Raw genomic sequence first — 13005 nt, 5'->3', positions numbered from 1 at the left:
GCAAACTGATAACATCACAAAATTGAAGAAATATAGAGTAACTATGTTTAATCAATTTTCCTTGTTCTAAGCTCGCTAATGAAGCTCTGAGTTGGGAAGAAATTTAATCAAATTGGTATTAGGCTACCTATTTTCTTGGCTCAAATAAAGGGAGTATATCAGCGCTGAGACTAAGTAAACTAATCGAAGTCAATTAGGCGAACTGCGAGGCTTATTTAAAGAAACTTAGACGGGCTATGGGGCACAGAGATAGCTTGTATCAATTAAGTGGCACAATCGAGCTAGATGATGCGCTTTTTGGCGGTATACACAAAGGCAAACGAGGTCAAGTAGCTCATTCTGATGTATTGCCTGCATTAAATATTATTGACTAAACACAACACTATGAACACCGAATTACTTAGTTGATGAATGGCTACCGTGGGTACACATAGCCTTAGCTAATTTAAAAACATTTTTGTTAGGTATATTTCATAATGTATCAGGAAAATACCTATTTAGTTACTTATTTCCCCATTTTTCGCCTTCTGTAGTGCGACGCCATTGAAAATATTCATCTAAGCTCTCAAGTGCTTCTTTATCAGGCATAGAGCCCACTTTCGGGCCTTGCTGGAAATACATAACTTCTTGTGATGTACTATTAAATGAAGGCCAATTAGGTACATATTTTCCATTTGGGTTTCCAAACTTAACAAAATTGGTCCAATAAGTCGCAATTGACTCAGAAAGAGCCAAATCTACTTCACTTGTGTCTGGATTATTCACATCTAAATGTTGAAATACATAGGCGATATCTTGGCCGTGAGGTGAGCCATAACCATATTTATCTGAGCCTTTGGGATATTCAGGGTGTTGGTCAAAAAAATAAAGGTAGGCCGGTGACGTTCCCTTTTGTGATTGTAACTTTGCCCAACTCCAAGTATGCCAACCAAAAGCAGCATCTCGTATTAAATTACGTGCTGAACGCGATATTCTATCTTTAGGAATGGAATACGCATCAAGTAAGCTTGGCGCATATTTACCAAAACGTGTTGTTATACTTGCTAAAAATGGCTTAGGATCTTTATTCCAAACAAAGCTCGCACCTTCGTCTGAATTGTAACCAACCAATACCGGCACATCGTTAAATTTTCCTTGCTGATATAATTTATATTGATCATCAGGGATCACATATCCATCAACAATTGGCCAACCGCCGGGTAAAGACCAGCCTTTGGGAATAAATTTTTCAGCTTTCATCTCCCGCAACTCGGCAATTGATGATGCGCCAAATTGTTTAACGTAGTCAACACCTTCAGACTCGGCTTGACTTAATAACGACATATTTTCACCGGGGTAATTAATGGTTCGTGTTGGTCCAAAAGAACCACCACTTTGAGAAATTGCTCCATGAATTAAACCTTTTGCTAACGGAGAAGCCGTTAACATACTCACCGAAATACCACCGGCTGATTCACCAGCAATAGTCACCTTAGTTGGATCACCACCAAAAGCCGAAATATTTTTATTGATCCATTTCAACGCAGCTATTTGATCAAGTAAACCATAGTTACCCGATACTTTTTCTGGGCTTTCAGCACTTAACTCTGGGTGTGCTAAAAAACCTAACTGGCCAACACGATATGCTATCGTTACCACTATCACACCTTTATTAGCCAAATGACGACTATCAAAAATAGGATCTGACGACGAGCCAAAACTAAAGCCGCCACCATAAACCCACACTAAAACCGGTATTTTTTCATCTGAAGATTTCGCAGGTGTCCAAATATTAAGGTATAAGCTATCTTCACTTTTACCCGAAGCTGGCTCGCCTGCTTGCATTGGTGCCGGTGCAAATTGTGTAGTATGTTTTATACCTTGCCATTTTTCAGCCGGTTGCGGAGCTTTCCAGCGAAGTTCTCCTACTGGCGGTTTCGCAAATGGTACGCCTTTAAAAACGGTTAAATTTTTTTCGGTAGTGCCTTGAATGATGCCCTGTTCAACCATGACTTGTGCTTTCTTAAGGTCTTGAGCAAGCGTTGTAAAAGATCCAAGTACAAATAATAAAGTTACCGCACTCAAATAGGCCATTTTTTTCATTTAAAAAACTCCATCTATTTATTTCTCTCGTTGATTATTAATATCAACAATAACGTGATTTTTATGTCTATTTTTGTTTATAGTCTTAATATAAATAGTTTTTATATAAATGACTTTTCTAAGTAATACTTAACGCGTTTTTTTCTGTCATTAATCTCTGCCAAGTTAAAAGTTTTTAGCTTTCATCGTCCAGCTAGGAAATTGCGCTAATTTATTATTTAAAAATATCTTAGCATTTTCATTTTTTGTTTTAGCTGCCAACCTAGCCACTTAATTGCCATACGAACAAACGAACCACCAGCAAGATAAACAATTGGCACGTGCACTAATGCCGTTCACGTAAGGTGAACGGCATTAGTGGCAGCTTACCCATTTATTTTTACCGCTGCCTTCATATTTTCAGGTCGATAAACCACATAATTTTTAAAACTATCTTCCGTTACCGCAATAGCGTGATAAGGGCCATTACCGCCGTTATCAATAACTTAAACCGCTCTGCTTGTGCAAAACTAATACATGGTGTTAAACATAACAAAAGTGGTATCAAACTTTTCAAGCCTACTCTATGATTTTTACCCTTAAACATGAAATTTCACTCCATAAATATAGAAATTAGATTATGTTTATATAATAAAATCATAAATAAATAGGCACTTATTATTAGAAACATAACATATAAATTAATCATACGTATTACAATTGTAGTTTCACGATAGAAGCTAGAACAAAAAGGCGCAACTCATTAAACATAAGTAGAGCCTTGATATTTTGTAATTGAATAGAAAAGCCTTATTCAGCAGCTATTGCTAAATTAGCAACCTCAGCCGTATCTAATGTTTCATTAAACACTTTAAAGTCATCAATATAACCGTTAAATGGTAAGTCAGGCCAATAATTTACGCCCAAAGCAAACGTTGAATCTTGCCCAGTGAATAAATCGGTTAAACCTGTCCATGAAGTACTTTCAACGCCATTGATATACATAGTAGCTAAACCATTATCAACCGTAAAAGCTACATGTGACCATTGACCTAACGTAAGTGCTGCCGTTTGAGTATTAAACCAAGCACCACTATTTGTACTCCATAACGTAGTGCCGCCATCCCACCAATTTTGTGGTAAAAAGCTTAACCATTGGTCACCATTATTCGCCGCAAAAAACATCGGCGTATGAACAGACGTTGATGTTGGATTAACCCAAAAAGCAACACTATATTGATAGTTAGAAATTAAACCATCAGGTAAAGAAACCCCCGTATTACCATCAAGGTACAATGCTTGGCCATTCACACCGGCACTATAACTTTCATTGCCACCAACAGTGCCGATCATTGCACCAATTATATTCGCATCAGAAAAATTAGCTGTGCTTTCAACTAAGTGATTATCAAAGCTATAATGAGCAACTAAAGCCGATGACTCTGCATCTAATGATTTAACAACCAATTCAAAATCACGTGTTAATTGCTCAGCACCAATAGTTATCGTGGCGGTTAAAGTCACATTACTGTCAGGTTCACCAACCTCAGGACGTGTCACCTGACCATAATGATTTACGCTTGTGTTATCTGATGAAGACCACGTGATCACAGCCGTAAAATCACCGGCGTTAGGTAAGGTTATATTTTCAGTGACCGCACTAATGTTGCCTAAATTTATTTGATCAGCAACTCGAGTTAATAACTCAGCATTACTTAATTGCTCAATATCTAAAGCAATAATTTCATCAAGCGATAAATTCGTATCATAAACAGCAAGTTGATCAATTAACCCATTAAAAGGTAAATCCCAATAGTTAACCCCTAAGCCAAAAACACTTGGGCTATTAGAAAATAAATCGGCAATAGTACCACCAGAAAACTTTTCTACGCCATCGAGGTAAACTTTCACCACACCGTTATCAACCGAAAAAGCCATATGCGTCCATTGATCTACTAAAATTCGCTCACCTGCACTACCGTCAAACCACGCTTGTCCACTCCATAGCATCGTATTTTCGTCCCAGCTTTCAGGTAAAAAACTTAACCAAGCACTGGTTGAAGCTGCACCAAAAAATCCGGGGGTAAAACCATTGATAGTCGTAGGGTTGATCCAAAAAGAAACGGTATATTGATAATTAGTGATCAAATTATCAGGTAATTGAACGCCGGTTGTGCCATCTAACATTACCGCTTGGCCATTAACCCCTGCTGAGTAAGCAATAATACCACCTAAATTACCTAGCGTGCCCAAGACTGGTGTCGCATCAGCAAATCCACCTAAATGATCAACTAAGTTATTTTCAAAATTAAATTGAGCAACACGATTATAAACGCGTTTAGCTTTTACAGTAACAACAAATACCTTTTCAACGTGTTCGCCATTAACATCAATCAAGGCGGTTAATGTTACCACGGCATCTGCTTCGCCAACCGATGGACGTATAACCGTGCCATCAGATGTTACTACTTGTGGATGAGAACTTTGCCAAGTAATTGTACCACCACGAGTTGCACGAGTTGGTAAACTAATTTTGGTAGTATTAACGCTTGATTTAATCGTTAAGCTATCAGCAATAACGGTTAATAGTTCTGCGGTTGATTTATGTGGTAATTGTGATCCCCACACTGAAATACCATCAGAAGAAAGTGCTGTAAAGGTAGGCACTAATTGCCCTAAAACATCGTTATATTGCCATTGAGCAACACCGTTGAAGGTGCCACCAGCAAAACCACTTTGACTATTTAGCTGTAAACTAATATTACTTGGCTCAGTTGTAGAAACGGTATAAGTACCCGTATATTCACCGGTAATTTGGCCGTCAGCGGTTAGCCTGATATAAACCGATGTTTTCGCTGCTATATTAGTGTCATGTTCATGATTAATAAAACGATAATTACCGACTAAATCATCAGTATTTACATTTGTATCACCGTTAATTGGTACATAACGATGTGGTGATGCAACTAACCAATCATCTTCATTAATAAACATTTCATGAACACGAATAGCATGCTCTTCACTACGATTAGGAAAACGTGTATGGGTAATTAATAAATGTTTATCTAACGCTTCATCATAATAAGCAGAGTTATGACCTGGCGATAAATAGCCTTGGCTACCACCTTCATCACCCGCTTGTGCAACAAAAGTAAACCCCCCCATTAATTTCACACCATGCTCTTGCGGATCACCCCAAACATCAGCCATGTTAAAACCATCAGCATCAAAAAATGGGCCATTTGGTGTACGTGAACGAGATATACGCATGTTATAACCACCATCAGAGTTAAAACCACCTAATGAGGTAAATAAGTAGTAATAATCACTGATCGGACTATAAAGCATATACGAACCTTCGTTTGCATAAAAATTACCGCCCGTTAAACGTGTGCCATAACCTTGATTTGGTTTTGGCATAGCCGTAGCTTCGTCCATTTCAAGTACCCAAATACCACCAAAATGCGAGCCATAGATCATCCATAAGCCACCGTTTTTGTCATAAAACACATTAGGGTCAATAGCATTTGGCATTTGACCATCAACATAACTATTTATACCGTCAGGTAAGTCTTCAGCAGTTACGCTGCTTAAAGTACCTGATTTAAGAAAAATACCTTTGTCGACGTAAGGCCCTTCTACATTGTCAGAAACCGCAACCCCTAAATATGAATGCGGCATATTACATTCACCTGAACCTGGATTACCGCAATGGTTATAATAGAAATAGAATTTACCATCCGTTAACTGAATTACATCAGAAGCCCATGAACCAACAAAGCCGCCGGTCCAATCAATAGCTTCAGGTAATGCATCAGCATAGGTTGGTGAAAATAAAAGACCATTGGTAAAATTATCGCCTTCATGCAGCGCTTGCCAATTCATTAAATCGGTTGTTTTTGCTGCGGCTAAATGAGAACCAAAAACATAGTAAGTATCATCTACTTTAATCACTGACGGATCATGTACGCCATAATCATTTAACGTTATAGCGGTATCAACACTCGGACGTGCTGGCGGTAACGGTAAAACAAACTTCTCTAACTGAACTGTATAACTAAAAGCACCGCGCGCACGTTCGAAAATAATACGAGTACTAATATTTGGATCAACCAAGTCAAAATATGGTAAGCCACTGGCATTAACGCCATCAGCGTTGAGCACTGCAAAACTACTACTCGTTACCACAAGTCGTAATTGCTCAGTGACCTCTGCGCCATCCATAACAATAGTATTATCGGTATAATAACCCGTACCACGAAGATAAAAACGATTGCCTTGTTCAATAGTTGCATCATTAACAGTTAGCCACTCTCCATCAGTAGCATAAGTGTTCATACTGCTAATGAGCAGACAAAAAGTAAACATAAATAAGGCGATAAAAGAACGAGTAATGAAAGGACTCTTAATTTCAGCAGGTGCTAATTTTATATTCATAATATTACCCCATTCTTTTAGTAAAAAAAGAGGATTTTATAGCACAACGCTTACGTATTAATGCAACCACACCCACAAGAAAAATAAACATTGTTGCCGGTTCAGGTACTTCAGCGAATGTTTCTGTAATGCTTAAATTTGATACTGTAAGTGAGTCAAAAAGGTCATAGTCACCATCAACAACACCGAACTGAATTGTCGCATTAGCACCATGCCATGCGGTAATATCAAAATCACCGCCGCTGGTTAAATCTATCGCCGATAAGTTGTCATCTAAATCTAATAATTGTGCAAAAACATTATCATAAAGAGAATTTGTTAAATTAAAACTCACATCAAGCGACAAGGTTAGTCGGCTACCTGCTGTAACAGTATTAACAGTGAAGTCTTGAAATAATACCACGCTCCAATAGTCATTCTCTTCATCAGATGTTGTCATGACCGTTGCACTATTTGCTAATGTATCAAAATTATCAGCAAAGCTGCCAAAAATATCGCCAGAACTTTCAGTATCACCGGGTATGCCATAATTATAAGTAATCACTTCTCCTTGCCAGTCATCAAAAGCACTACCAAAGTCACTATTAATCACATTAGCTTGAGCATATTGGCTTGTCATTAAGCCAAGTATTAGGTAAGTAATACTGAATAGGCGGAATTTTTTATTTGTTATTTTCATTATTATCCTCTTGTAGTTTTTTATTTTAATTTTGAATCATGAATGATTACTCCATGAAAAATATAAATTAAAGACAAAGAAATCTCGCCATACCAAAATAAGGTATTAAAGTAATACGATTCATTTATGCTGTTAATACTTCGTCTTGCTTACTAAGTAAATTTACTGGTTAAGTTACAGATAATTTATATTTTTCATAAAGTAAGTAGTTTTCTCCGAGTGCATTAAGTAACTCCTAAAACCATATAATTGATGGATAAACAGTTACAACATCAACGCTAGAAGGGCATTTTAGAGTACCGTTCTAGCGTTTAATTCGACATAAGTTAATTAGTTACTTTCGTTATATAAAGCTGAAACATCAGCTGATGAGATTGCATTGGAATATATTCTTAACTCGTCAATCAAGCCAACAAATGGGGTATCCCAGTAATTCACACCTAAGGTAAAATTACCTGTTGTTGTAGAAAATAAATCAGCAATGGAAACACTTGTAGTTATCATCATTATCAAACTTAATTTAGCCATTTAAATTCCTATCTCTGCTCAACAAAACACATTTATCATACAATAATACCATTATGTAATGTCAAGTTAATAATTGAATAATAATTTTACTATTTTAAAATAAAAACAATTTCATCATACAAGATTATGAAATAATAAAAGTTTCTATAATTTATACACTTTTATTAAATTAACAGGTTGACAACCTTATTCATCATACAATAATATTATTTTAGACTATTAAAAATTTGTTTATAGATCCAAACAAATTAAAAAAATTGGTCAATGATAAACCAAATGAAAAACTTAATTACCACTCCGTCAAACTAGATATAAGAATACTAACGGAGTAAATTATCTAATGGGGATTACAAACATGTTTAAAAAAACACATCTAGCTACAGCAATATTTTGTGCTTTAGCTAGCCAATCACTTTATGCTGCTGAAGTTGAAGAAAACACTACTGAGCAAGCAGAAAAACAAAAAATAGAAGTTATTGAAGTCACAGGTTTACGTTCTAGCTTAAATGCCGCGTTAAATATCAAGCGTCAAAGTCTACAACTTGTTGATGCTATTGTTTCTGAAGACATAGGTAAATTTCCAGACAACAACGTAGTTGAGGCTTTACAACGTGTAACAGGTGTTCAAGTTACCGACCGTGGTGCTGGTGAAGTATCAACTGTTTCTATTCGTGGTTTAAATGATGTAACGACTACAATTAATGGTCGTAATATTTTTACTGCTTCTGGTCGAAGTGTTGCATTACAAGATGTTCCTGCAAGTTTATTACGTGGTGTTGATATATATAAAACACGCTCTGCTAATTTAATTGAAAGTGGTATTGCTGGTGTTATTGACATTCATACCAACCGCCCATTTAATTTTGATGATAGTAAAGTGGTGGTTGCTGCACGCATGATCCGTCAAGAAGAAGCGGGTGAAAATGATCCTAATGTAAGCATGTTATTATCTGATCGCTGGGATCTTAGTGCTAATTCAGAATTCGGTGCCTTAATTAACGTTTCATATGCCGAAACAAATTACCGTGACCAATCAATTACACCTGGAGCAATGGTACCATTTGTTACACAAGCGGGAGGCGGCGGCTTTGGACCGTTAGAACGTTTATTCTCTGGTTGGCAAGCAGGTACAGAAGCAGGTTTACCTTCAGCAGCAGGTTCAACTATGCCACTGAATGGTGAAGATGTAGCTTATTTATTAGGACGTGATGCTATTTTTGGTGCTGATGTTACTGGTGCGCGTGAACGCCCCGCAGCAAATATTGCTTTACAATATGCGCCGAATGACAGTTCTGAATACATTTTTGAAGCTTTTTATAACGGTTATCGCAATAAACAGACTACCTCATTACAGTTTTCATTTGCAGATTGGTGGGGCGACGCCGGTAGTTTACCTACACCAGAATTATTCCCTGGCACTAACATCGTAAAAGAACGTTTAGTCAATAACCCCTATGCCTTTATGAGTGGTGATAGTCTTGAAGCAAAAACGGATAGTTATGTTTATGCTTTAGGAGGTAACTGGGAACTTAGTAACAACCTTTCATTAAAATCTGAAATTGTTTATCAAAAATCAACATTTGAAGATAAATTTCTTGGCATGCGCTTTGATGGCACACATCACCAAATTGATGTTGATTTTAACGAAAGTGACGGTTTACCTGCATTATCTTATATAGATAATCCTGCGACTGACATTGACGAGAGTAATATTGCTCAAGCAGCGCTGTGGAATGTGGCTCAATTCTATGATAGCGGCACGGAGAATAAAGGTAGCGCCTTAACTTGGACAGCTGATGGTGAATATGTTTTTGATGATATGGGCTGGTTACAAAACCTTAAGTTTGGTCTTAATGTTGATAAGCGTAAAGCGAGTGAATCAGACCGTGGTCAAGACGGATTTTTAGGTGGGAATTTAGCCCAGCATATTACTGACGGCACCTTTAGCGAAGAGTTAATCATGACTACCAGTGGTTTTTTCAGTGAAGCAAGAGGGTTTAATGATACATGGATTGTTGCTGATGCTGATTATTTATTTGGTAACACAGCTGATATTCGTAACACCTATGGTTTATCTGAACGCGCTTTAGAAAAGAATTTTGAGATTGATGAGACACAAGTATCACTTTATGTAATGTCAGATTTTTCCACTGAAATTAATGGCCGCCCATTAGACGGCCAGGTAGGTGTGCGTTACGTTAAAGCGGATACAGACATGACATTCATTGGCGTTGATGCTACAACCACAGATAGCGCAAGTGTTAATTCGGTATTACCTAGTTTTGCGATTCGTTACGGCATTACTGACGATATTAACTTGCGCTTAACTTATGGTGAAACACTACGTCGCCCTGGTTTTGCTCAATTAAATGCCAATATTAATTACAATGAAGATATCACCAACGTAGGCTACGGTACTGGTGATGGCGGTAACCCAAACCTTAAACCAACAGAATCTAAAAACATTGATCTAGCGGCCGAATGGTATTTTGCCGATTCAAGCTCTGTTTACGGGACACTTTTCAAACGTGAAATTGAAGGTTTTGTTGTGCCATTTCGTAATCGTCAATTCTATGCTGGCGATGCCGATATCGATGCTGATGATTATGTAGTTAGTCAACCATCAAACGCTTCTGATGGTGAGTTAACAGGTTTTGAACTTGGCTTGATATACTTCCCTGAAAATTTACCTGAAGTACTTGATGGTTTTGGTATTCAAGCAAGTTACACTTCGTTATCTTCTTCACAAGAGTTATTTGAAACGAATGAAGCAGGTGAAATCACAAGAAGTTTTAAAAGTGATTTACCAGGTGTATCTGATAGCTCATACAGCACAGTATTTATTTATGAAAAAGAAAACTTTGATATGCGTTTATCTTACGTTTATCGCGAAGCATTCTTTAATAACAATGAAGATGCTTTATTCGCAAACCCTTTACAAGTATGGCGTCGTCCTGAAACCAGTGTAGACTTCCAATTAAGCTATGATGTTTCAGAAAATTTAACCGTTACATTTGATGCAACTAACTTAGCCAATGAGTTAGCACAAAGTTATTACGGTAAAGGTAATCAAAACACGCATAACTTTGGTAATAGCATAATCAGTCGTACTTTTGCTTTAGGTGTACGTTACTCAATGTAATTACTAATATAATCTTTAAAAAGCCCGTTTTATTACGGGTTTTTTTTTAACTAAAATAAGATAAAAAATGAAATATATAACACTATCAATAACGCCATTACTGTTTATTTTTCTTATCAGTTCCTGCAGTAGCGATAATATTAAGACAACTAATATCCAGAAATTAACCAGCCCCAATGGTGAATTAGCCATTGAGGTTTTTGTTGATACTCAGCAGCAAGCGAAGTATCAAATCAGCCGAAGCACTAACCTTGTACTAAAAGCATCAACGCTTGGTATAAAGCTCACTGATCGTGACTTATCGACTCGATTAAACTTAATTTCAACCTCAGGTATAACTACTGTTAGCGAGCAATATCATTTATTTACTGGTAAACAACGTGAGGTAACTTACCAAGCAAATGAGCAAACCTACACCTTTGAAAATACTGAAAAACAAAAACTTAGCATTACTTTTAGAGTCTCTGATGATGGTGTTGCTTTTCGTTATCAGGTATTAGCTGATAACGATGATAGTAAAACTACCCAAGTATCAATGATTGAAGAAAGCACCAGTTTTGCATTTACAGCTGACTCAACAGCATGGTTACAACCTATTGCTGTCGCTCAAACAGGTTGGTCAAATACCAATCCGTCTTATGAAGAACATTATCAACTAGCCATCCCTGTTGGCCAAGCATCACCTTCATCGGCAGGCTGGGTATTTCCAGCCTTATTTAATACTGGCGAGCACAAAGACACTTGGTTTGCTATTACTGAAGCCAACCTTACCGCTGATTTTCATGCCTCAAGACTACAAGCCCAATCGCCTAATGGCGAGTATAAAATAGGTCAACCAATGGCGGCAGAAGTTTATATTAATGATGGTGTAAAGGGCGATTTATTAGCAAAAGGTAACTTACCTGTAATATCACCTTGGCGTGTTATTGCCATTGGCGATTTAGCCACCGTAGCAAACAGTACCTTAGGTACTGACTTAGCAGCGCCTTCAACACTTACTGATACTGACTTTGTTAAACCGGGCGTTTCATCATGGAGTTGGGGCTTATTAAAAGACGATGCCACCATCTACCCTATTCAAAAAGCCTTTGTCGATCACGCTGCTGATATGAACTGGCAATACACCTTAGTTGATGCAGATTGGGATAGAAAAATTGGTGATAAAAAGTTAAAAGAATTAGTTGATTATGCCGCCACTAAAAATATTGGTGTGTTAGTGTGGTACAACTCATCAGGTGACTGGAACATTACCCCATATTCACCTAAAGGTCAGTTATTAACTGCTAAACTACGTAATGAACAATTTGCAAAATTAGCTAGCATGGGGATTAAAGGGGTTAAAATTGACTTCTTTGCGGGTGATGGCCAATCAATGATTAACTATTATCATGAGATATTACAAGATGCCGCTAAACATAAATTATTAGTGAACTTTCATGGCGCAACCTTACCACGCGGATGGCAACGTACTTACCCTCACCTGTTAACGGTTGAAGCCATTAAAGGCTTTGAAATGATCACCTTTTTCCAAGAAAATGCTGATTTAGAAGCAAGTCATAGTGCGATGTTGCCCTTTACTCGTAATTTGTTTGATCCAATGGATTTTACCCCAACGACCTTTAATGATATTCCAAGTATTGAGCGTAAAACGTCAAACAGTTTTGGGTTAGCACAAACGGTTTTATTTACTTCTGGTATTCAACATATTGTCGAAACACCTAATGGTATGAAAAATGTGCCTGAGTTTATTAAACATTTTTTACAAAATTTACCACCACAATGGCATGAGTCTAAATTTATTGCTGGTTACCCTGGAAAATTAGCGGTATTTGCCCGTCGCTTTGAAAACACGTGGTACATTACCGGTATTAACGGTGAAAATATTGAAAAAACATTAACGCTAGATTTAAGCTTTTTAAACGGAAAATCTGCGCAATATATTCACTCAGGAAAAACTGAGCGTGAGATGTTGAATGATTCACTTGAGCTTTCAAAAGCCACAACCATAAAACTAAATGGTAGTGATGGTTTTGTCATTAAAGTAAAGAAGTAAGGTCTATTAATCATCTACTTCAATTCATTACGAACTCGTAATGTTAAGCTTTCTAAGTTTTTTGTTAAGTGACTGATTAAAAAAGTTTAAACCAATATAGATGGG

General features: G+C 37.2%; 6 protein-coding genes and 1 pseudogene. 3 read left to right on the top strand and 4 right to left on the bottom strand.

Features of this window, described 5'->3' with window-relative positions; genetic code table 11:
• Positions 1–122 precede the first annotated feature (122 nt).
• Positions 123–508, top strand: a pseudogene (locus ACE1OF_RS07480) (IS1595 family transposase); the annotation flags it as partial.
• Here the strand turns inward: ACE1OF_RS07480 and ACE1OF_RS07475 are convergent.
• The 4 genes from ACE1OF_RS07475 to ACE1OF_RS07460 all read right to left on the bottom strand — a co-directional run bounded on the left by ACE1OF_RS07475 (position 502) and on the right by ACE1OF_RS07460 (position 7705).
• On the bottom strand, positions 502–2082 hold the full coding sequence (locus ACE1OF_RS07475; protein WP_448893651.1) for a carboxylesterase/lipase family protein: 1581 nt from the start codon (positions 2080–2082) through the stop codon (positions 502–504). The pseudogene ACE1OF_RS07480 and the gene ACE1OF_RS07475 overlap by 7 nt on opposite strands.
• A gap of 789 nt (positions 2083–2871) precedes the next feature.
• A complete protein-coding gene (locus ACE1OF_RS07470; RefSeq protein ID WP_448893649.1) occupies positions 2872–6498 on the bottom strand; it encodes a LamG-like jellyroll fold domain-containing protein in 3627 nt (1208 codons plus the stop codon).
• A gap of 4 nt (positions 6499–6502) precedes the next feature.
• The gene (locus ACE1OF_RS07465; RefSeq protein WP_448893647.1) at positions 6503–7177 is read right to left on the bottom strand and encodes a PEP-CTERM sorting domain-containing protein; all 675 of its coding nucleotides are present in this window, start codon (positions 7175–7177) and stop codon (positions 6503–6505) included.
• A gap of 330 nt (positions 7178–7507) precedes the next feature.
• Positions 7508–7705, bottom strand: a complete 198-nt coding sequence (locus ACE1OF_RS07460) for a LamG-like jellyroll fold domain-containing protein (RefSeq protein WP_448893646.1) — start codon at positions 7703–7705, stop codon at positions 7508–7510.
• A 355-nt stretch (positions 7706–8060) separates the two neighbouring features.
• On the opposite strand from ACE1OF_RS07460, the gene ACE1OF_RS07455 reads away from it, so the two are divergent.
• Both ACE1OF_RS07455 and ACE1OF_RS07450 read left to right on the top strand, forming a co-directional pair.
• Entirely contained in the window at positions 8061–10847 is a 2787-nt protein-coding gene (locus ACE1OF_RS07455; protein ID WP_448893645.1) for a TonB-dependent receptor, read from the top strand.
• A gap of 67 nt (positions 10848–10914) precedes the next feature.
• Positions 10915–12900 carry a glycoside hydrolase family 97 catalytic domain-containing protein gene (locus ACE1OF_RS07450; RefSeq protein ID WP_448893644.1) on the top strand — a complete coding sequence of 662 codons (1986 nt, stop codon included), beginning with the start codon at positions 10915–10917 and terminating at the stop codon, positions 12898–12900.
• The last annotated feature ends 105 nt before the right edge of the window (positions 12901–13005 follow it).

The organism is Colwellia sp. E150_009 (genome assembly GCF_053543955.1).
Note: the sequence above shows the minus strand (reverse complement) of the source record. Positions and strands in the feature narration are given on the sequence as shown.

Bases quoted from the DNA above. Each gene is read 5' to 3' on its own strand.
- ACE1OF_RS07475 (WP_448893651.1), bottom strand. From the start codon at position 2,082: ATGAAAAAAATGGCCTATTTGAGTGCGGTAACTTTATTATTTGTACTT.
- ACE1OF_RS07470 (WP_448893649.1), bottom strand. From the start codon at position 6,498: ATGAATATAAAATTAGCACCTGCTGAAATTAAGAGTCCTTTCATTACT.
- ACE1OF_RS07465 (WP_448893647.1), bottom strand. From the start codon at position 7,177: ATGAAAATAACAAATAAAAAATTCCGCCTATTCAGTATTACTTACCTA.
- ACE1OF_RS07460 (WP_448893646.1), bottom strand. From the start codon at position 7,705: ATGGCTAAATTAAGTTTGATAATGATGATAACTACAAGTGTTTCCATT.
- ACE1OF_RS07455 (WP_448893645.1), top strand. From the start codon at position 8,061: ATGTTTAAAAAAACACATCTAGCTACAGCAATATTTTGTGCTTTAGCT.
- ACE1OF_RS07450 (WP_448893644.1), top strand. From the start codon at position 10,915: ATGAAATATATAACACTATCAATAACGCCATTACTGTTTATTTTTCTT.